The following is a 21882-nucleotide window of genomic DNA, read 5'->3' as shown; positions in this document are numbered from 1 at the left end:
AATAAATGAAACTAAAAAAAATAAACGAGGCCCTGCAATTGGCATTAATTGAGAACGGATTAGTTGAAGCAAATGCAATGCAACAAGAAACTTTTTCTACTTTAAAAAGTGGTGCGGATGCTATCATTATAGGAGAAAAAGGAAGTGGAAAATCGGTTACCATTGTCTTAAATGTAATTCATCAATTGAAATGTGAATGGGAAGAATCTCCCCGTGCCTTAATTATTGTAGAAGACAAAGCGAAAGTACTTGCAATGGAAGAACTTTTCGAAAAATATGGCAAATACACTAATTTAAGAGTCTTTGGTGTACATGATAAAGGAGATATGGAATATGACAAGAATTATGTTTCGACCGGAATTGATGTGCTTATTGGAACTCCGAATAAACTGAGTGATATGTTTACAACGGCAGGATACAATATTAATAAACTTAAAATGTTTATATTGGATGATGCTGATCCTATTTTGAAACTCCGTCATGAAACAAAAATTATGCGTATTTCTAATAGTATTGCCAAAACACAGCGAATTATTTTCACTGAAAAGCTTACCGAGCGAATTGAAATTTTGGCTGAGAAAATGTTGTTGGAACCTTTTGTTTTTGATTTTGATGAAGAATATGATGAAGATGACGAAGATCTAGAAGATGTAATTGAAAACGATGATATTGATGATTTTGAAGAAGAAGAGGGTGAAATTGACGATGAGGAAGAGTAGTTATTACGCAAGTATAAGTGGAAATTGATGATTGGGTTAATTAAACTTTTTTTAAAAGAAATTATTAATAATTTAAAAATAAAAGAATCATGGGATTAATGAAAGTGTTTTCGGGAAGTGAAATTTTAGCTTTGGCTTTACAAGAAAAAATAGAAGCGGCAGGAGTTGAAACTGAAATTAAAAATAATATTCAATCAGCTAGAATGTCAGGTTTTCCTAACTTAGACTCAGCTGTTGAAGTGTTTATTCAGGAAACTGATTTTGCAAAAGCAAACCCGGTTATCGAGGAATTCAGGTTGAGTATCTAGTTAAAGTAAATTGATATTAATTTTTTGAAAAACCTTGGTACTTATTGAAGTGTCAAGGTTTTTTTATACTATACTATTTTATAATGAAACAAATAAAATACAAAATGATTGTTTTGGATATGGATGACACGTTGTTAACAGACGATCATACGATATCTGATGAAAATGCAGCAATGATTTTTAAAGCTCAGGAAATGGGAGTTTATGTGGTTTTGGCTTCCGGAAGACCAACATCGGCAATGACGGCTTATGCCAAAGATTTGAAAATGGATCATTATAATTCATTTATGCTTTCCTATAATGGCGCCGTAATTACCGATTTAAAAGAAGATAAAATTCTTTTTGAACAAACCTTGACCAAAGAGCAAATACACGAATTATATGATTACAGCTTAAAAAGCAAAACACATATTATTACCTATATAAACAACGAAATTGTAAGCGAAACCGATTCGGAATACATTGATGTCGAAAAACACATTACGGGTTTGGCGCATAATAAAGTAGCGAGTTTTAAAGACGCGGTAAAAACCAATGCTGTAAAATGTATTTTACTAGAAGAACCCTCTTATCTTAAAACGGTCGAAGACGACTTGAAATTGGCTATGCCGCATTTGAGCGTGTCAATGTCAAAACCCTTTTTTCTGGAAGTTGCCCAACACGGTATTGACAAAGCCTTTAGCTTAAAAAAATTAGCGCAACAATTGAATATTGATCAAAATGAAATCATTGCTGTTGGAAATGCGGGGAATGATTTGACTATGATTGAATACGCGGGTTTAGGTGTTTGGGTAGACAATGTAACTCCTGAATTAAGAGATAAAGCAGATGTTATTGTAGCATCAAACAATAATCACGGCGTTGCAGAAGTGATTAAGCGTTATATTTTAAATTAATGAAACCCTTTTTAGAAACCGAAAGATTGATTTTAAGAGAAATAATTTCTTCGGATGTTGAAGGTATGTTTGAATTGGATTCGAATCCGGAAGTGCACCTTTTTTTGGGGAACAAGCCTGTAAAACATATTGATGAAAGTCATGCTTACATTGACAATGTTAGGCAACAATATACAGATAATGGTATAGGGCGTTGGGCCGTAATCCTGAAAGAAACTGATGAATTTATCGGTTGGTCTGGAATAAAATTAATTAAAGAAGAGATAAACAATCATCAGAATTTTTATGAAATTGGATATCGCTTTATTCAAGAACATTGGGGGAAGGGTTATGCTTCCGAAGCGGGATTGGCTTTTGTAGATTATGCATTCAATGAAATGAAAGTAGAAAAGTTGTATGCTTACGCAGATGCAGGAAATGTAAATTCTAGACATATTCTTGAAAAACTAGGAATGCATTATGTGAATTCTTTTGAACACGATGGAGAAGAAGAGGTTTGGTACGAAATGAATAATCCTAATATGTGATACTACCTCTGTGATTATATCAAATAAAAAAATCCGTAACGTTTAGAACGAGACGGATTTTTTTATAATTTTTTGTTTTAAAGGCTCACTAAAGTTCGTTTGTGTATTACGACACGATACGCTATTATTTTTTTGCAACCGAAATAAAATAGTTGTTTCCATCACCCATTGTCAACTTTACTCTTTCATCACAAACATCGATTACGAATTTTCCATTGTCATAACAGGTGCAAGTTGTTTTTTTGTCTTTTGACATTTCGTTGTCACATTTTCCTGTTTTGTAACCAGCCAATTGTGGTGTGTAATAAGAAACCAAGTCGGTTGAAGCTGTTACCAATGAGATAATACTTGCCGAATTGTCATTTGCAATTCGATATACAATTCTATCTGTGTAGTTGATATTGTCTATCGAAACTTTTCTTATGTATGTATAAGAAGTGGAGGCAGTCTCTACAGATTTTTCTTCAAATTTAAAACCTAAAATTCTGACATCTAGATTGAACCTTTCTTGTGAGTTATGACTAGCCCAATTGGTCAAAGTACTAATCGTCGGAAACGGATTTTTAGGGACAATAGTTGTTGCAGTTTGAGCTTGTGTGTAAAGGGTAATAAATAATAGTGTAATTGTAAAGTAGAATGATTTCATTTTAGTCATTTTGTTTGTTGTTTGCCTACTCTTTATGGTTTTCGGCGTTCCCATTTTTTTGTTACTATTATAGTTTTAATTCAAAAGTGTGATTTTAAAGCTGATGAGGTTCATTATTTGAAAAATGTGATGTTTTATACTGAAACTTATATTACAACTGATAAAGCCTTATAATATTACTTTTCTTCTGAATTATTTTTTAAATTAATAGTTTTTTTTGAATAAAGGCAAGTTCAAATTTATTTGGTATGAGATATAGTTACTCCTGTTAATTCGGTTTAGGAGATGTGAAATTAATATTTATATGAAATCGCCATGACAAAATTTGTCGCAAACACCAATGAAGATCAGGCGATACTATATTCCAACAAAAACAATATTATCTACATATGAATAATAACAAAATTGAGTATGATAAAAAAAAAGCTGTTTTAATGCAGTTTTGAATGTTTTTTTTACAATTTTTTGTTCTGTTTGTAAGTACTTAAAAGATATTATTAATAATGCTATATGTAAATTATCCGATATTTTTATTTATGTACAATATAAATTATCTGATATTTTTAAAATAAATAATGAAATTATCGGATAATTTGTGTTATGTTTCTATATTTGTAATATGGTAAGAAGAAAAAAACATACTATTATTTTGAATCATATTTCTAAAAAGGAATTCACGATTCTTATTGGTGCAAGACAAATAGGGAAGTCAACCTTGTTAAAGCAGTTGCATGCCGATTTAAAACAGCAAGGAGAAGTGGTTTATTTTTTGAATTTGGACAGGAAAGATATCTTAGATGAATTGAATCAAAACCCAGAAAACCTATTTGCTATTTGTCCGTTGCAAGAAGATGGGAAAGTTATTGTTTTTATAGATGAAATTCAATATTTAAATGATGCTACGTCTTTCTTAAAATTGCTTTTTGATGAATATTCGGATCGATTGAAAATTGTTGCTACAGGAAGTTCTGCTTTTTATATCGACAAGCAATTCAATGATTCGCTTGTAGGCAGAAAGAAAATATTTCAGATGGGAACCTTGGATTTTGAAGAGTTTTTGATGTTTAAGGGGAGGGAAGATTTGGTTTTGGAACTTCAACAATTGCAAAATAAGAAAAAGACGAAATCCATTCAAGAAAATTTGTTTTGGACGTATATGGATGAATTTATGAATTATGGCGGATATCCTGCTGTGGTTTTAGAAAATAGTATTGAAGATAAAATAGAATTGCTCAAAGAAATTCGGGATTCATACATCAAACGGGACGTTTTGGAATCCGGTGTTTCAGATCAGGGCAAATTTTACAGAATGTTATTGCTTTTGGCGAGTCAATCTGGAAATTTATTGAATGTCAATGAGATTTCGAATACCTTGCAAATAACCAATGCCACGGTGGAGAACTATTTGTATATTTTGCAAAAGTGTTTTCATATTACCTTGGTTCGTCCTTTTTATAACAATATTCGAAAAGAATTGACCAAAATGCCAAAAATTTATATTAACGATTTGGGCTTGCGCAATGTGTTGATTAATTACTTTTCTCCATTAGAACAAAGAGCCGATAAAGGAGCGGTTTTAGAGAATTTAGCTTTTAGGGTGTTGTCTGAAAGATATGATCAAGACCAAATAAAATATTGGCGCACAGCTGATGGAAATGAAGTCGATTTTGTTGTGGAAACCTCCTATTTGAAAGGCTTTGCTGTTGAGGTGAAATTTAACGAACAAGATGCCAAACCAAGTAAGTACAATAAATTTACCCAAAATTATCCTGATTTTTCTTTGGATTTTTGGTGGTGGAAAAAAATGGATTTGATGGTTTAGTTTCGGTTTCTATTAAATGCTATAAACGATTGGTTGATATATGCGATGAAGAAACAATGGAGCAAATGTTTACCATTAGAAACTGATACGTTTGTCTTGTTTAATTCCATGATTACATTCTGTTTTATAAATTTTTGTTCGTAAATTTGCACACTTAAATTTTTTGACAACGATTTCATTAGTTTAAGATTAAAATATGGAAAATAGAAAAAGAGTAGCTTTTTACACTTTAGGTTGCAAACTGAATTTTTCAGAAACATCGACCATTGCTCGTAATTTGCAAGATGAAGGGTTTGACCGAGTAGATTTTGAAGAAGTAGCCGATATGTATGTAATCAATACGTGTTCGGTTACAGAGAATGCTGATAAGCAGTTCAAACAAGTGGTACGAAAAGCGATGAAGCTAAATGATAAAGCTTTTGTGGCTGCAGTGGGATGTTATGCTCAACTAAAACCAGAGGAATTAGCCAATGTAGATGGTGTAGATTTGGTTCTTGGTGCTACTGAAAAATTCAAACTGGCAGATTATATCAATGATTTATCGAAGAATGATTTTGGAGAAGTGCATTCTTGCGAGATAGCAGAAGCCGATTTTTATGTAGGTAGTTATTCCATTGGAGATAGAACACGTGCTTTTTTGAAAGTGCAAGATGGTTGCGATTATAAATGTACCTATTGTACAATACCCTTGGCTAGAGGGATTTCTCGAAGTGATGAATTAGAAAATGTTTTGAAAAACGCGTCAGAAATCTCAAAACAAAACATTAAAGAAATTGTACTTACTGGAGTAAATATTGGGGATTACGGAAAAGGTGAATTTGGGAATAAAAAACACGAACATACGTTTCTAGAATTGGTTCTTGCATTGGATCAAGTGGAGGGAATCGAAAGATTACGAATTTCGTCGATTGAGCCTAATTTATTGAAGAACGAAACGATTGATTTTGTGTCGAAAAGCAGAACTTTTGTGCCACATTTTCATATTCCGTTGCAATCTGGGAGCAACGAAATTTTGAAATTGATGAAACGCCGTTATTTGCGTGAAGTTTATACTGAGAGAGTGAACAAAATTCGGGAAGTGATGCCACACGCTTGTATTGGTGTGGATGTGATTGTGGGATTTCCTGGAGAAACAGATGAACATTTCTTGGAAACCTATCATTTTCTAAATGAAATGGATATTTCTTATTTACATGTTTTTACGTATTCAGAGCGAGATAATACTGAAGCTGCCGTGATGGAAGGTGTTGTACCAGCCAATGTACGTGCGAAAAGAAGTAAAATGCTTCGTGGTTTATCGGTTAAAAAACGTCGCGCGTTTTATGAAAGTCAGTTGGGAACCAATAGAACGGTACTTTTTGAAAGTGAGAATAAAGAAGGGTACATTCACGGGTTTACGGAGAATTACGTAAAAGTAAAAACACATTGGAATCCCGAATTGGTCAATACTTTACACGATATTAATTTAACCAAAATTGATGAAGATGGAAGCGTTCGAATGGAATTTAGGAATGTTGAGGTTTAAAATATAAGGTAAAATTCATTTTAAAAACATAAAAAAAGCATCATTATACTTTTATAATGGTGCTTTTTTAGTTGGTAAACATTATACCTCTCCCAATTGGCTACTTATTATTGCGCAGTGATTAATTCATTCCAAGAAAAGTATTCGTATTTAAAGTGCTTTGTAATAATACGTTTTTATTAATTTCTTTAATGTTTAAAGGGCTAACTTCATTAGAAACGGTACTTTCAATGATCAATTCAAGTTGTGCTATTTCAGTTTCAATACTAGTTTGAAAAGAAAGTGGATATGTTTCATTCGAAATTGTATTTTCAATGATTAAGTCAGATTGGGCTATGATGTCTCTCATAGAATCTTCGTAAACCATAAACTCGAGTTCCTCTGATGTTGTATTCTCTGTTATTTTATCGTTTTCAGTAATGATTTCTTTTGTTGTTTTACCAACGAATTCAAGTACAGTTTCTGGATTAAAAGTTTCTGAGTCAGTAACTGTTTCTGGTTTTGCTATTGTTGTTTTTTCATTTGATGGTTCGATTTCATTATCGCTCAATAAAGCAATTTCTTGAAATGTTACTTTTTGAAAGTTTAGCACATTCGAAGCATTAGATACATTTGTTAACGATACTAAAGCGATTCCTAAGATTAAAATTGAATTTTTCATGATACTTGATTTTTGATTGATTTTTTTTTGATAGATGTTTTTTGTTCAGAGATTAAAATCATATAATAATATCCTATGCAAATATATATCTTAAAAAAGGTATTGTGTATCACATAGTACTTAAAATTAACATTGTTTTAACGAAAAAGGTCTTTTTATTGACTTAGCATAGTTTTGTAAAAGGCGCAATCTGGGTTTAATCAATCTGATAATACTTCCTTACATTATGTAAAACGCTATGTATAATTGGTTTTTATATAAAAAAGCCTCCAAAAAGTGTGTGACTATTTGGAGGCATGTTTATAATGAAGTAATTTTTTCTATTATACGCTTGTAAAAACGAGCGCATTTTTAAATTAGAATTGTTTTTCTATTTTTTGGTTCTACACCCAAATGAGTGGGTTTTAAAAATCATTATTTTTTTTTTGCAACATTAAGAGATTAAGGTTCATTAAGTACTAGAAAACTTAATTTTTCTTAATCTCTTAATGGTGAAAATTTTCTTTATTTTTTTCTTAGACACATACACAATTCATGGTAGAACCTATTTTTTTAATGTCAATTTATAAATATTCGCTTCCAAAACTTCCGTGTCGTTATCCTCGCAAAGTAAAAATTCAATTGTATCAGAAGTATTTTGATAAACGGTTAATCCTTCAAATTTATGGGTGTCACTAATTTTTTTAGTAAAATCAATTTTCATGGTTTTGGTATCGATGCACCCAATGAAGCTTCCCAGAATTTCTCCGTCATTGTAAGTAGAATCGGTGTCTTCGGCAGTGGATAAAAAATATATTTTATCATCGACTGCAACGGCATCGGTGAAACTGCTTCGAACTCCTTTTATTTTGGGCAATTTGTAATTGTTGGACAACATATTGAATTCGTTGACCAAGTTTTTGCCTTGAATAGTAAAGAGTACGTTTTTGGCTGATTTTCCGTTGCCTCGATTCAATAAATACCATTCTTCTCCAGTATAAATGGCGCCTTCAATATTGAAATCTTCGGGTTTTATTTCGCCAAAACTTTGCATCACGCCATACAAATCGGTTAAATCATTTGTGGTAATTTCTTTTATCAGCGTATTGATTTGAACCATTTTGTTTCTTTTTTCGGTAGATCCGGAACCAAAAACATAGAGATTGTCTCCAAAATGGGTGATGGCTTCAAAATCGGGTTTTTCGCTTTTTGCAATATTTTCGGTGGCGTTTTCCAGAATTTGATGTTTTTCTAAGTTTTTGGTTTCGATATTATATTCATACAAATAGCCACTATTGTCTCCAATAATAAATAAAGAATTGTCTTTGTAGATGAGTCCGGAAGCAGAACCGATTCCGATGATGTGAAATAGGATTTCGAGTGTAAATTTTTCCATTAAAAGTTGTTTTGAAAATGATAGCCCTAGCCCAGATGGTAGTGGAAATCCTTTTGAAAAGAACAGCTATTTTTTCTTGTTCTAGTAGAGCGACCAGAGGAAGCTACATCTAGGACTTAGAAAAAAGCAGTTCTTGAAAAAGGTTGAAACGAACAGCTGGATTAAGCTCCTTCAAAAGTAATCTATTTTGTTGGTAGCGGAAAATTGGAATTTGCTTTTGATGGAATTAAGTGTTAAATAGAAGTATCTTAAAAGTTGTATTTTCGCTACTAATTTTATATTTATGTGATATTATGTTTAAATTTTTATTCTTTAGTAAGTATTTATTTAAGTTTTATTAATGTTAAATTGATTTTTAGTTTAAAATATGGAAGTTCCTTTGTTTTGAATTATAACAAACAAACAAATGAAAAAAATTATTCTATCAATGCTAGCTGTTGCATTACTAGTGTCATGTAACGATGATAAAAAAGAAGAAAATCCAATTAATGCAACTGTTTTGACTACAAATCAATCCAAAACACCTGTTTTATTAACTAAGAAAGCGGGATTTGAAAAACTTGAATTATTTTCTATCATTACTTCTGACGATGTTTTGGCTGGAAGTCCAAGTTTTGTGTTTGGAGGTTCTGCAGACGGAACAGGATTGTTGAAAAATGAAGATGGGACGTTTACATTTTTAGTGAATCATGAAGATAACTTTTCGGTATCTAGAGTAACATTAGACAAAACTTTTAAACCTGTGAAAGGAGAATATTTATTGAATTCAAAAGGAGGAACTTGGAGATTATGTGGTGCTACCATGGCAACACCTGCAGAACATGGTTTTGGACCAACTTTTTTGACTTCAGGAGAATCTGGTGAGGAGTCACGTACGCACGCTTTAAATCCGTATGGAGACGTTGGAACTGCGAGTGTTTCTAAAGAGTTAGCCAGTTTTGGGCGTTTAAGTGCTGAAAATGCTTTGCCTTTAAGAAAATCTGCATTCGCTGGTAAAACCGTTGTAGTTATTGGAGATGATGACTCTGGAACTAATGGAGGTCAAGTATTTATGTATGTTTCTAATACTGTAGGGGATCTTGCAAACGGTTCTTTGTATATGATGAAAAGAACTGATGGCAATCAAAGAGAGAAAGATATGGCGACTGGAAAGGATTACCCTGTTTCTTTTGTAAAAATTGAAAATCATACTACTTTGACAGGAGCTCAAATTAATGCTTCGGTAAATACTTTGTCGGCTATTAAATTTGGTAGAGTTGAAGACCTTGATTATAGAAAAGGTGGAGCAGGAGCAGACAGAGAAATCTATTTTAATGTTACAGGTCAAGATTTGGTTAAAACAAATGCTGATGCTTCTAGAACAAAATACGGTAGAGTTTATAAATTAAATTTAGATGCAACAAATCCATTAGCAGGTACTTTACAGGTTTTACTTGATGGAGACGATCGTACAGGAATTGCAGGAAAATTTCAAAATCCTGATAATATTTGTGTAACTAAAAACTATGTGTATGTTCAAGAAGACGCCAATGGGTATGGTGACGAAACACACGATGCTTATATTTATCAGTACAATATTGACACAAAACAATTGAAAGTAGTAGTTGAATTGGACCACCGTCGTACCGCAACTGATGCTGCAAAATATAATGTAGGAGGTACGTCTAAATTTGGAGATTGGGAATATGGTGCAATGATTGATGTTTCTGAGCAATTGGGAATTGATGATACTTTCCTGTTAAGCGTTCAACCGCATACTTGGAGAGGGGATCGTTTTAAAGGAGTCGACAATGGTGGTGGTCGTCCTGATGAAAACCAAGCCAGTCAAATTGTTTTAATCAAAGGATTAGCCAGATAAATTATTTTTTTTTTTTCAGAAGTCCACGATATCATTTTTTTGAAATCGTGGCTTCTGTTTTTTTTATTTAAATCAAATTCATGAAAAATATTGTTTTCTTTTTTATCTCTTTTTTACTGTTTTCCTGTTCTGATTCTAAATCCAAAGCAGAACAAATTAATGTTTTGTATAAGTCTGATTTGGTTATTTTGCAAAGCGAGGTTATTCAATTGCAACATTTAGTACAAATTGATGCAACGCAAAAACAACTGCAAATCCAATTCTTGAAAGCACATCAAAGTTATAAAAGAGTGGAGTCCATTTGTGAGTATTATTTTCCAACAGTTTCCAAAGCAATAAATGGCCCTGCACTGGATGAGTATGAAGAAAACGATGGAATTACAGTTCCTCCCGCAGGTCTTCAGGTTATTGAGGAATATCTTTTTCCAGTGTTTCAAAAGAACACTAAAAAAGATTTATTAAAAGAAATTGGGATTCTCAATGCTAATTTGTACCGTTTGGAAATGATTTCAAAAACCAATGAGTTGACGGACTCTTCTGTTTTTGATGCTATGCGTTTGGAAGTTTTTAGAATAATTACTTTGGGAATTACAGGCTTTGATTCTCCTATAGCGCAAAATTCTTTGCCTGAAGCAATAACTTCAATGGAAACTATCGAAAAACAGCTCATCATTTATGAGGAAAATCAAGTAAATTCTTCGGCTCTTAAAATACTAAAAGAAGGAAAGGCATATTTGTATAAAAATTCAAACTTCAATAAATTTGACAGAGCTTATTTTATCAAAAAGTATTTGAATCCTTTGAATAAAGCAATTTATAATACGCAGTTGGCTTTGAAAATTCCTTTTTTTAAAGAAAGCCGAGGATTAAAAGTGACTGCTCAAACTTTATTTGACAAAAATGCTTTTGATGTCGAAGCCTTTTCGGGATTTCCGGATTATAAAACGACAAAGGAGAAAATTGAATTGGGTAAATTATTATTTAATGATCCCGTTTTATCGGGTGATAATTCCCGTTCGTGTGCTTCTTGTCATCATGCTGATAAAGGGTTTACGGATGGTTTGGAGAAAGCAATTTCATTGGATGGAAAACAAATGGTAAAAAGGAATACACCAACACTTTCTAATATTGCTTTTCAGCGTAGTTTTTTTTACGATTCTAGAGTTAATTATTTAGAAGATCAGGCGGTTGCTGTAATTACAAATGAGAATGAAATGCACGGTTCGTTGGAGAAATCAGTTTTGGATTTAAAAAAGAGTGCAAAATATACCGCCAATTTTGAGAAAGCGTTTCCAAACAAAGAAATCACTGCTTTTGCTATCAAGAATGTGTTGGCCTCTTACATTCGGTCTTTGAGTAATTATGATGCCAGATTTGATGGTTTTATGAGAGGAGAAGAAAAACTGAATCTCGATGAAATTGTAGGTTTCAATCTTTTTGCAGGCAAAGCCAAATGCGCCACTTGCCATTTTATTCCGCTAACAAACGGAACGGTACCACCTAATTTTGACAGATCAGAAAGTGAAGTACTAGGGGTTCCCGGAAAAAACAAAAAGATAGATGTTGATTTGGGTAAATTTGATTTAACAAAAGCTGAGGTGAATCGCTATTCTTTCAAAACACCAACAATTCGGAATATTGCATTGACAGCGCCTTACATGCACAATGGAGTTTTTAAAACCTTGGAAGAAGTTGTGGATTTCTATGACTTAGGCGGAGGAAGTGGTTTAGGTTTTAATTTACCGAATCAAACTTTGCCAACTGATAAATTGAATTTGACCCCGTTGGAAAAGAAACAGTTAATTGCTTTTATGAAGACCTTGACGGATAAAAAGCAGTACTAAACAACAAAAAAATGCTCTGAATTCAGAGCATTTTTTTTTGGAAATTATTTTATTACAAATCAAATCCATACGCGATACGTAATGCAATTTGATCCGTATCATAGTCGGTATAGGCTTCGTAACGCAAACTAATGTCAATATCTTTGGTAGCATATCCAATTCCTGGAGACCAGATATAAGTGTTTTGATCATAACCATTTGTTACTGCAAAACCACCACCTACTTCTCCTAAAACATAAAATTGGTCTTCCCACACAAAGGCTTTGAAACCAATTTTTGCAGGAATAAAACCTAAATCTTTTACATTTTGATCGATAAATAGATTGGTGAAACCAGTAGTCAATGTTATTGATGCTTTTTGGGTCAAATCATATTGAAGACGCACATCACCACCTAAAGACCAATTGTAAGTATCGTTATCAGTTGGAATACCTCCGTTAAGTCCAATTCCTAATCGAAAACCTGGATCGAAAGTTTTTGTTTCTTGAGCTTGTGAATTGTTTGCAAATAATAGTGTAATTGCGAATACGAATAACACTTTAATTTTTTCTGTAATTTTCATAATTTTATTTTGGGTTGATAAATTAGATCGTTTTTTTTGTTTTTGTTTGTTTCAAAACGACATTGCAAATGTAATGTTGAGGTTTGCTTGTGATGTTATAGAATTATGATGGACTATTACAGAATTACTTCATTTACGTAAAAATTAGCGAATAAATGGCTGTTATATTTTCAATAGTATTGATGCAATTAAAAGCTTCTAATTATCTTTGCAGACTTAATAAATTAAAATGAACATTTCTCAATACACCAAAGAATTCTCGTATAATATCAAATTGGCTTATCCCGTAATTTTAGGAATGCTTGGGCATACTTTAATAGGAATTGTAGATAATTATATGGTTGGAAATCTGGGTTCAACAGAGTTAGCTGCCGTCTCTTTGGGGAATAGTTTTATCTTTTTGGCTATGTCAATCGGAATCGGTTTTTCTACTGCGATAACGCCGCTTACTGCAGAAGCCGATGCTGAAAAGAGCGATAAAAAAATAAGAACTACATTTCATCACGGTTTGTTGTTGTGTACAATCCTAGGAGTTTCATTGTTTATGTTGACGGTTTTGTCCAAGCACTTGATGTATTTTATGAATCAGCCTCCTGCAGTAGTGGCATTGGCTGCGCCTTATATTGATTGGGTTGCTTTTTCTTTAATTCCCGTGGTAATGTATCAAGGATATAAACAATTTGCTGATGGTTTGTCTTTGACCAAGTATTCTATGTATTCGATTGTTTTGGCCAATGTGGTACATGTTTTTTTTAATTATGTATTGATTTATGGTTTTTGGATTTTTCCAAAACTGGGAATTATCGGAGCTGCTTTAGGAACCGTAATTTCTAGAATTATGATGGTTGTTTTTATGCATTATTTGATGAAACACAATGCCGTTATGAAAAAGTATTTTAAAAATTTCACTTTTAAAGAGATAAAAAAATCAATCGTAAAAAAAATTATAGCGCTTGGTTTTCCTTCAGCTATGCAAATGTTGTTTGAAGTAACACTGTTTACAGCTGCGATTTGGCTTTCGGGGACTTTGGGGAAAAATAGTCAAGCAGCCAATCAAATAGCGCTTATCTTGGCTTCGTCTACATTTATGGTTGCTATGGGTTTGAATGTTACCGCTATGATACGTGTGAGCCATTCTAAAGGCTTGGGTGATTTTAAAAACTTAATCATTGTGGCAAGATCAATTTTTTTATTGGCCATTATACTGGAAACTTTTTTTGCTCTTATTTTTGTTGTTTTTCATAAATTCTTACCGCATTTGTTTTTGAATATGAGTGATCCGGCTCAAGTAGTTGACAATGCTGCAATAATTTTAATTACTTCAAAATTATTGTTGATTGCTGCTATTTTTCAAATATCAGATGGAATTCAAGTGGTAGTTTTAGGCGCATTAAGAGGGTTGCAAGATGTAAAAGTTCCAATGTACATCACTTTTGTAGCCTACTGGATAGTTGGGTTTCCTGTTTCTTTTTACTTAGGGAAATATACAGATTTAAAAGCAGTTGGAATTTGGATTGGACTTTTGGCTGGACTGTCGACGGCAGCTGTATTTTTGTACATTCGATTTGCGCGATTGACTAAAAAGTTAGTGCTTGAAAATAGTGATAAATAAAGTATATGTAAGAATGTAACTTATAATTGGAATTAACGTATAATCACTGTACCAACTAAAAAACTATAAAATGATACTATTTATTATTCTTGGAATAATTTTACTGATTCTTGGATTTGCATTGAGTAATAATGTCAATCCGTTTTCAAAATTTGCTGGTTTAATGAAAATAATTGGATTTATTCTAATTGTTTTAGGATTATTCTCTTCAATGTTTAAACAAATCGATGCTGGAAAAGTAGGGGTGAAGTCTCTTTATGGAAGTGTTGAGCCTGGAATTCTAGAAAGTGGTTTGCATCTTATCAATCCGCTTCTGGATGTAACAGAGTTTGATGTGCAAACTCAAAATTATACCATGTCTGCCGTTCATAATGAAGGAGCTCAAGAGGGCGATGATGCCATTCGGGTTTTGTCCAATGACGGACTAGAAGTGGTTATTGATTTGACTGTTTTGTATCGTGTTGTTCCTACTGAGGCTCCAATCATTTTCAAAAAAATCGGTGTGGATTATACGGACAAAATTGTGCGTCCTGTAACACGTACCCGTATTCGTGACAACGCTGTTTATTATGATGCTGTGGCATTATATTCTACCAAACGAAATGAATTTCAACAACGAATTTTTAAAAGTATCGAAGCCGATTTTAAATCAAGAGGTTTGGTTCTGGAACAATTATTAATTCGTAATATCAATCTTCCAACATCAGTAAAAGCATCGATTGAAAGTAAAATCAATGCCGAACAAGATGCTCAAAAAATGACATTCGTACTTCAAAAAGAAAAACATGAAGCCGAACGTAAACGTGTGGAAGCACAAGGTATTGCCGATTATCAAAGAATTATTTCTTTGGGATTGACAGACAAACAATTGCAATACGAACAAATAAAAGCCCAAAAAGAGTTGGCTGCGTCTCCAAATTCTAAAATCATTTTTATGAATGGAAAAGGAAATGCACCGGTTATTTTGTCGGATAAATAAATTAAAAAGACTTTTAGAGAATAGAATATAGAGAATAGACTTTTAAAAAAGTTCTGTGTATTTATCTTTATTCTATTTTCTGTATTCTAATATCTAAAATTTTTAAACATGGAATTACCAAAATTTTTACTGGGAGACAATACCGATTTTCCAGATGACATCTTCATCATTCACTTGGATTACCCAAGATTTATCATCAATTTAAAAGACGATGAAGTAGAATTTATGGAAGAAGCCGAAGACCTAGATGAAGCTGAATTGAACGCCGAAATGGAAGGACTGATTGTTCTGGCCAATGAATTCTATGATCGTGAAATGGAGCGCTACGAGAAGGAATAAATATTTAATATTAATCATATAATTTATGAAAAAAGTTTTTGTTGTTTTTTTAGCTTTATGTGGAATTGGAATGGTGATTAAAGGTTTTTATGCTTTTTTTCCTTTGAATTTTTATTCTATTTTAGATAATAATATTGCCTACAGTATTGGCCATAATGTCGGAGTTGTATTCAGGAAAATTGCTAAAATAATCATAGGAGTTTTTTTGATTAAATATTGTTATGATTGGTTTTGTGATGAAAATAAAACTCAAAACATTTAAAAATTATTTTCTTGTAAGAGTATAATAAGAGCTATCAAATAAAAAAAAGAGATCTAAGATCTCTTTTTTTTATTTGATTTTTTATAGTTAAACAAATAATCTCCTTTTGGAGTTCCTAAATCAAAAGAGCTCCATTTAGTTATAAGATGAGTGCTTTTTCTCGCTTGATCTGGATCCATATTTTCATATTCAATTCTGTAAAGAGCTGAAAACAATTCTGCCCGACCAACTCCATGATGACAATGAATTAATACGGGATAGTTTTCTTTGTTATCCATTATAGAGAAAAATAGATCCAAATTTTTCTTGTTGGGGATCTGATCAGAACCATCATTGTAATAATTGACTCCTTTTATTTTGGCAATTGCCTTTTTTTCTTCTATTAATTCTGATGGTAGTTCAGGATTATTTACATCATCTCCCGTTCCTGGAAAACGTAAATCAACAATTGATTTTATCTTATACTTTTTTACGTAATATGAGATTTCATTTGGTGGAATTTGACCGGATTTATATACCTTATCTTGTGTGATAACCTCAAAATTGTGATTGATATTCATGTCATATACATATTTCCCTATCCCAAATAATACAATAAGTATGACTGCAATAATTAGTTTTGTTTTCGATTTCATTTTTATAGTATTTTAATAGTTCTATATTTTATTTGATTTTTTAAAATGAAAATAAATTCCAAAAAAAGAAACAAAAGCGGTTAGTGTCGAAAATAAAAGACCAATTGTTACTGCTTTCATTGAATTAAATGCAAATAATGTAGATGCTTGATATAGTATCATTTCTCTTACTCCTATTCCAGAAAAAGAAAAAATTGAAAGGACAGATGATATTAAAAAAGCAATAACATAAGTGATGTAATTGTCTGTTTCGGATAAACTCGATAGTAATAAGACAATACAAATGCATTGTAAAAGTTGTATTAAAATAGATTTTAGTATAGATTTTATTGAAACTCTTAAAAATGAAGGAAACAACCATTTTATCAAGAAATAGGAAGATGCAAGCCCAACTAAAAGTGCAATAATAAGTAACCAAATCAAATTTTTGTTTGTAAAAAAAGGAATGAAAAAACAAAAAAGGATAATTAAAATTCCAATAGCAATTAATCCCATTAGTCTATCAAAAAAAACAATAGTTGTAATTTTTTTTATAGGCCATCTGTAATCCTTGTTCAATTGGTATATTTTGTAGGCATCTCCTCCAATGCCTCCTGGAATAAAAAAATTGTAAAACATTCCAATTAGATAAAGAATGTAATTTTTTTTTGAGTCTAACATGAAGCCAGACCATTCAAATAACTGTAATAATCGGTTGGCAGATACTATTTGTGATAGGATAAAGCTAATTAAAGCTAAGAATAGTAAAAATGTATTGGATTGTTTTAAAATTCTCCATACTTCATTTAATGGAATATTAGAAAACACTACATAAAGTAAAATGAAGGTTAAGGCTATTTTAAGAAAAGTGAAAATAAAGTTTCTATTTTTCTTCATTTTAAAAAGTTCTAATGTTTTTTACTTTATAAGGTGTTTTGTTTTGAGATTCATAATAAGTCCTCATTAACAAATCGGTAACAATTCCTATTGTAAAAAACTGGATTCCTACTAGAATTAACAAGATTCCTAAAAACAATAATGGTCTGGTACCAATGTCATTTCCCATTAGTTTAACTACTAACAAATACAAATTGATAGTTACCCCTATGCCAAAAAAGAACATACCTAGATTGCCAAATAGATATAGTGGATTTTGCAAGTATTTGCGTTGAAAAAGAATAAGTAATAGGTCATTGATAACTTTAAAAGTTCTGCCTAATCCATATTTTGATACTCCAAAGCGTCTAGCATAATGATTTACTGGAACCTCCGTAATTCGAGCACCGTCCATGTGTGCATTTAATGCAATAAAGCGATGTAACTCCCCATAAAGAGGCAGGCCTTTTGCGGTTTCAGCAGTCATCACTTTCAGCGCACAACCTGCATCCGTAATATGAAGTTTAGTAGATTTTCTAATGATATAATTTGCGATTTTGGAAGGTAAAGTTTTAACAAAATTGTCTTTCCTTTTTTGACGAACCCCAGTAACCAAATCCCAATCTTCTTTGATTGCTAGTTCTAACATTTTTGGAATATCAGCAGGGTCATTTTGCATATCGCCATCCATGGTAATGATGTAATCTCCTTTGGCATAATCAATTCCTGCTGCTAGAGCTGAACTTTGACCATAGTTTCGTTTTAATTCAATAAGAACAACATTAGGATTGTTTAATTCCTTAATTTCTTTCTTAGTATTATCGGTAGAATAATCATCGATATAAATAATTTCATATTTATAATCTTTTAGACCATTTTCAATAGAATCGGTTAATAAACCAACATTTCCTTCTTCATTATATACAGGAATTACAATCGACAACAATGTAGTTAAACTACTCATAAGGCAAAATATTTTGGAGCAAATATATAGTACTGCTTACGGCTGTGTGTTTTGTTCTTGTTAAGAAATCTTATCTTTTTCGAGCTTATTAATTAATATTGGATTACTGTTTTGGTGGGTTTTTTATCTTAATTTCGCAAGTTTTTAGGATTACAAATTAACCAATGAACTTAAAAATGAACTCATTCCTTTCAAAAAGTGATTATATACCATTATACATACTACTAACTGTAGTTTATCTTTTAGGATGTTGGATTCCACTTATGGAGAATGACTCTGCGCAACATGCAACAATGGCAATGCGTATGTATCTTGAGAATGATTTTTTAAATATTTATAAAGGAGGGCAAGATTATCTAGACAAACCACACATGCATTTTTGGTTAGCTGCTTTGTCTTTTAAACTTTTTGGAGTATCACAATGGTCTTATAGAATTCCCGCTCTTTTGTTCACTTTAATAGGTGCTTATTCTACCAACCGTTTAGCAAAAGAATTGTATGGGCTTAAAGCTAGTCATATAGCTTCACTAGTTTTTTTGTCTGCACAAGCCATTATTCTATCCAATCATGATGTTAGAACAGATGCGGTTTTAACAGGGGCAACTGTTTTTGGAATTTGGCAGTTAGTGTTATTTATAAATCATGAAAAACTTATCAACGCAATTCTTGGTGCAATTGGAGTGGCGTTAGCCTTTTCTTCCAAAGGGCAATTAGGTGTTTTTGTACCAGTTGTTTGTATTCTAAGCTATTTGGCCTATAATAAACGATGGAAAGCGATTTGGTCTTGGAAAACTATTATTGCTATTATTACTTTTGTATTGGCTATTGCTCCTGTACTATACGCTTATTATATTCAATTTGATCTGCATCCTGAAAAAATTATACAAGGTCATTCTAATATTTCTGGAGTCCGATTTATTCTTTGGGATCAAAGTTTAAATAGATTAACTGCTTCGGGATTTAGTGAAACTAATTCTGATTATTCTTTCTTCTTTCATACACTTTTATGGGCTTTTTTGCCTTGGTCTTTTATTGTGTATTTAGCTTTGTTTTCCAGAATTAAGCTGTTTGTAATTTCAAAATTTAAATTTCAATCTGGAGTTGAAGCCTTAACGTCTATTGGGGTTTTGGTTATAATGATTGTCATAAGTTTTTCTAAATTCAAATTGCCACATTATTTAAATAGTTTATTACCCATTTTGTCAGTGCTAGTTGCAAGCTATTGTGTCAATTTATATGAAAGTAATAAACTTAAAACTATAAAAACACTATTGTATATTCAATATATTGTATTGTCTTTAGGAAGTGTTTTTGTTCTTTTTATTATTTTCTGGTCATTTCCATTACCGCATTTTGCTTTCCTTTTATGCGATTTAGTTCTAATAGTTTGTTTGGGATATATTGTTTTTTCTAAAATAAATGGCACCAAAAAATTAATATTGATTTCTGTTTACTTTATGATTCTAATAAACTTTTGCTTAAATACACAATTTTATCCAAAGCTTTTGCAATATCAAGCGGGAAACAATGTTGCATTGCTTATGGAGAAAGAACATATAGATTCTAAAGATGTTTTTATGTTGGCAGAAGACAACAGTAGTTGGTCGTTAGATTTTTATACAGAAAGAATAACTCCTAGAATTAACATTAATAAAATTTCTAAGCGTATAAAAGAAAAACAATGGTTGTTTGTTTATGAAGATCAGATAAAAAGTTTGAAAGAAAATAATATACAATGGTCTAAAATATATGAAATTGACCATTATAGAATTACCCGATTAAAGCTTAAATTTTTAAATCCAAACACCCGTAATTCTATTTTAGAGAAAGCCTATCTATTACAAATTAAAAAATAAGAGGTTAAAATTGTTTAAACCTAGATTTTGAATTAGAAAGAAACACTATTCTAAAAAGGCTTTTCATGAAATTGAAAAGCCTTTTTTAATTTTGTAGGACTATCCGTAACTTATACCAATAATATTTTACACAAATTAGTATGTCAATGTAAAAACTTAAATGTGTTTATTTGACACAGATTTTACAAATTTCCACAGATTAATTCGTGAAATCTCTGTCAAGAAAATCAATCATGGTCTCCTTAACGGATTGTCATTTAAATCTAAGAGCTTATCTCTATTAAATTGTGAAATCTACTCACTCGAGAACATTAATTGTTAATGAATTATACTATTAGGTTGCTTGAAGCTAGAAGTGTAAATTCTTTTAATATTATGATTAGTTATAATGATTGTTAACTCATTATTACTATTTTACATCATTTAAATATTTATAGGTTAATTGTATTAAGCTTCTATTAAGTTTGAAATCAGCATATAAAGTTTGCAGCGTTTAGTATTATTTTTATTCATAAATTTTGAATATGAAAATATTAGTTACTGGTGCTGCAGGATTTATTGGTTCGCATGCTGCAGAAAGTTTGCATTCATTGGGATATAATGTTGTAGGACTTGATAATTTTTCGGATTATTATGATGTTTCTTTAAAGGAAGTAAATGCAAACGCTTTGAGTTCAAAAGGCATCAAAATTAAAAAAATTGATTTAAGGAACGCTTTGCAATTGCAAGAATTACCAACCGATTTTAATTATATTTTTCATTTTGCTGCCCAACCGGGTATTTCCTCGACTTCCAGTTTTGAGGATTATTTGTCTAATAATGTAATTGGTACAAAAAACCTCCTTGATTTTGCTTTAAAAAACCAAAATTTAAACCTTTTTGTAAATATTGCTACTTCCTCAATATATGGTATTCAGGCTACTTTTGATGAAACAGTTGTTCCGTCTCCTGCGTCATTTTATGGAGTGACAAAATTAGCAGCCGAACAATTGGTTTTGGCAAGCAGTAGACTTGGACAATTAAAAGCCTGTTCATTGCGATTGTATTCTGTTTATGGACCGCGTGAAAGACCAGAAAAACTGTATACTAAATTAATTGCAAATGCTTCAAATGATATTTCTTTTCCATTGTATAAAGGGAGTGAAAAACATTTGAGAAGTTTTACCTATGTTCAAGATATTGTAGATGGTGTGGTTAGCGTAATTGGAAAAGAAGATTTGGTCAATAACGAGATTATCAATTTGGGAACCGAAGAAGAGAATTCAACTCAAAGGGGAATTGAAATTGTTGAGCAAATTTTAAATAAAAAAATTGAACTTCAAGTCGTTGAGGCTAGATCTGGTGACCAATTGAGAACCCAAGCGGTAATTGATAAGGCCAGAAGATTATTAGGATACAATCCAAAAACTACTTTGTTTGATGGTTTAAAAGCACAAGTAGAATGGTTTAAAGATAATTTTTGTATTACTATAAATAATTAGAAATGATCTTTTTTTACTAGAAATTCTATTTTTTAAAGTTATAAAACAAGCTACATAATACTAGAGTAATTTGTTCAGAAAACTAGGGATTATCTTTTCAATCCATTTTTTTAATCTGACAACTTTTTGTTTTGTATTAAAGTTTTAAAAAAACTG

Annotated in this window: 21 protein-coding genes; 14 read left to right on the top strand and 7 right to left on the bottom strand. The window is 31.6% G+C overall.

What is annotated here, in order from left to right:
• Positions 1-5 precede the first annotated feature (5 nt).
• From AC8GF4_RS12245 to AC8GF4_RS12230, 4 genes are all read left to right on the top strand, one after another.
• On the top strand, positions 6-719 hold the full coding sequence (locus AC8GF4_RS12245; RefSeq protein WP_506595001.1) for a DEAD/DEAH box helicase: 714 nt from the start codon (positions 6-8) through the stop codon (positions 717-719).
• Positions 720-808: 89 nt separating this feature from the next.
• Complete coding sequence (locus tag AC8GF4_RS12240) at positions 809-1027, top strand: putative signal transducing protein (RefSeq protein ID WP_269222083.1); 219 nt, start codon at positions 809-811, stop codon at positions 1025-1027.
• A gap of 83 nt (positions 1028-1110) precedes the next feature.
• Positions 1111-1923 (top strand): Cof-type HAD-IIB family hydrolase, encoded by an 813-nt coding sequence (locus AC8GF4_RS12235; protein WP_506595000.1) that lies wholly within the window; start codon positions 1111-1113, stop codon positions 1921-1923.
• Entirely contained in the window at positions 1923-2450 is a 528-nt protein-coding gene (locus AC8GF4_RS12230) for a GNAT family N-acetyltransferase (protein WP_506594998.1), read from the top strand. The genes AC8GF4_RS12235 and AC8GF4_RS12230 overlap by 1 nt, the downstream gene beginning before the upstream one ends.
• 124 nt (positions 2451-2574) lie before the next feature.
• Here the strand turns inward: AC8GF4_RS12230 and AC8GF4_RS12225 are convergent, their stop codons facing one another.
• Positions 2575-3096 (bottom strand): hypothetical protein, encoded by a 522-nt coding sequence (locus AC8GF4_RS12225; RefSeq protein ID WP_506594997.1) that lies wholly within the window; start codon positions 3094-3096, stop codon positions 2575-2577.
• Positions 3097-3715: 619 nt separating this feature from the next.
• On the opposite strand from AC8GF4_RS12225, the gene AC8GF4_RS12220 reads away from it, so the two are divergent.
• The gene (locus AC8GF4_RS12220; RefSeq protein WP_506594996.1) at positions 3716-4918 is read left to right on the top strand and encodes an ATP-binding protein; all 1203 of its coding nucleotides are present in this window, start codon (positions 3716-3718) and stop codon (positions 4916-4918) included.
• A gap of 196 nt (positions 4919-5114) precedes the next feature.
• Positions 5115-6443: a tRNA (N(6)-L-threonylcarbamoyladenosine(37)-C(2))-methylthiotransferase MtaB gene (mtaB, locus tag AC8GF4_RS12215; RefSeq protein ID WP_506594995.1), complete on the top strand. Its 1329-nt coding sequence runs from the start codon at positions 5115-5117 to the stop codon at positions 6441-6443.
• Between the two features lie 121 nt (positions 6444-6564).
• Here the strand turns inward: mtaB and AC8GF4_RS12210 are convergent, their stop codons facing one another.
• Both AC8GF4_RS12210 and AC8GF4_RS12205 read right to left on the bottom strand, forming a co-directional pair.
• Positions 6565-7104, bottom strand: a complete 540-nt coding sequence (locus AC8GF4_RS12210) for a hypothetical protein (protein WP_506594994.1) — start codon at positions 7102-7104, stop codon at positions 6565-6567.
• A gap of 544 nt (positions 7105-7648) precedes the next feature.
• The gene (locus AC8GF4_RS12205; protein ID WP_506594993.1) at positions 7649-8479 is read right to left on the bottom strand and encodes a DUF6929 family protein; all 831 of its coding nucleotides are present in this window, start codon (positions 8477-8479) and stop codon (positions 7649-7651) included.
• A 406-nt stretch (positions 8480-8885) separates the two neighbouring features.
• Here AC8GF4_RS12205 and AC8GF4_RS12200 point away from each other — a divergent pair, with 406 nt between their 5' ends.
• Positions 8886-10337 (top strand): PhoX family protein, encoded by a 1452-nt coding sequence (locus tag AC8GF4_RS12200; protein ID WP_506594992.1) that lies wholly within the window; start codon positions 8886-8888, stop codon positions 10335-10337.
• An 80-nt stretch (positions 10338-10417) separates the two neighbouring features.
• A complete protein-coding gene (locus AC8GF4_RS12195; protein WP_506594991.1) occupies positions 10418-12181 on the top strand; it encodes a cytochrome-c peroxidase in 1764 nt (587 codons plus the stop codon).
• 52 nt (positions 12182-12233) lie between these two features.
• Here the strand turns inward: AC8GF4_RS12195 and AC8GF4_RS12190 are convergent, their stop codons facing one another.
• Complete coding sequence (locus AC8GF4_RS12190; RefSeq protein ID WP_506594990.1) at positions 12234-12743, bottom strand: hypothetical protein; 510 nt, start codon at positions 12741-12743, stop codon at positions 12234-12236.
• Between the two features lie 229 nt (positions 12744-12972).
• Between AC8GF4_RS12190 and AC8GF4_RS12185 the strand changes: the two genes are divergently transcribed.
• The 4 genes from AC8GF4_RS12185 to AC8GF4_RS12170 all read left to right on the top strand — a co-directional run bounded on the left by AC8GF4_RS12185 (position 12973) and on the right by AC8GF4_RS12170 (position 15935).
• A complete protein-coding gene (locus tag AC8GF4_RS12185) occupies positions 12973-14355 on the top strand; it encodes an MATE family efflux transporter (RefSeq protein WP_506594989.1) in 1383 nt (460 codons plus the stop codon).
• A 70-nt stretch (positions 14356-14425) separates the two neighbouring features.
• On the top strand, positions 14426-15334 hold the full coding sequence (locus AC8GF4_RS12180; RefSeq protein WP_506594988.1) for a prohibitin family protein: 909 nt from the start codon (positions 14426-14428) through the stop codon (positions 15332-15334).
• 108 nt (positions 15335-15442) lie between these two features.
• On the top strand, positions 15443-15673 hold the full coding sequence (locus tag AC8GF4_RS12175) for a DUF8828 family protein (protein WP_116795862.1): 231 nt from the start codon (positions 15443-15445) through the stop codon (positions 15671-15673).
• A gap of 25 nt (positions 15674-15698) precedes the next feature.
• Complete coding sequence (locus AC8GF4_RS12170; protein ID WP_506594986.1) at positions 15699-15935, top strand: hypothetical protein; 237 nt, start codon at positions 15699-15701, stop codon at positions 15933-15935.
• A gap of 53 nt (positions 15936-15988) precedes the next feature.
• Here AC8GF4_RS12170 and AC8GF4_RS12165 read toward each other — a convergent pair whose 3' ends face one another.
• From AC8GF4_RS12165 to AC8GF4_RS12155, 3 genes are read right to left on the bottom strand one after another with little or no spacing between them, the layout of a single operon-like run.
• Positions 15989-16570 carry a dual specificity protein phosphatase family protein gene (locus AC8GF4_RS12165; RefSeq protein WP_506594985.1) on the bottom strand — a complete coding sequence of 194 codons (582 nt, stop codon included), beginning with the start codon at positions 16568-16570 and terminating at the stop codon, positions 15989-15991.
• A gap of 21 nt (positions 16571-16591) precedes the next feature.
• Positions 16592-17446, bottom strand: coding sequence for a lysylphosphatidylglycerol synthase transmembrane domain-containing protein (locus AC8GF4_RS12160; RefSeq protein WP_506594984.1), 855 nt, complete (start codon positions 17444-17446; stop codon positions 16592-16594).
• Between the two features lies 1 nt (position 17447).
• Complete coding sequence (locus tag AC8GF4_RS12155; RefSeq protein WP_506594983.1) at positions 17448-18389, bottom strand: glycosyltransferase family 2 protein; 942 nt, start codon at positions 18387-18389, stop codon at positions 17448-17450.
• 176 nt (positions 18390-18565) lie between these two features.
• Here AC8GF4_RS12155 and AC8GF4_RS12150 point away from each other — a divergent pair, with 176 nt between their 5' ends.
• Positions 18566-20245, top strand: a complete 1680-nt coding sequence (locus tag AC8GF4_RS12150; protein WP_506594982.1) for an ArnT family glycosyltransferase — start codon at positions 18566-18568, stop codon at positions 20243-20245.
• A 524-nt stretch (positions 20246-20769) separates the two neighbouring features.
• Positions 20770-21726, top strand: a complete 957-nt coding sequence (locus AC8GF4_RS12145; RefSeq protein WP_506594980.1) for an NAD-dependent epimerase/dehydratase family protein — start codon at positions 20770-20772, stop codon at positions 21724-21726.
• Positions 21727-21882 lie beyond the last annotated feature (156 nt).

It is taken from the genome of Flavobacterium rarum (SeqCode), assembly GCF_965234445.1.
Lineage (GTDB): Bacteria > Bacteroidota > Bacteroidia > Flavobacteriales > Flavobacteriaceae > Flavobacterium > Flavobacterium rarum.
Note: the sequence above shows the minus strand (reverse complement) of the source record. Positions and strands in the feature narration are given on the sequence as shown.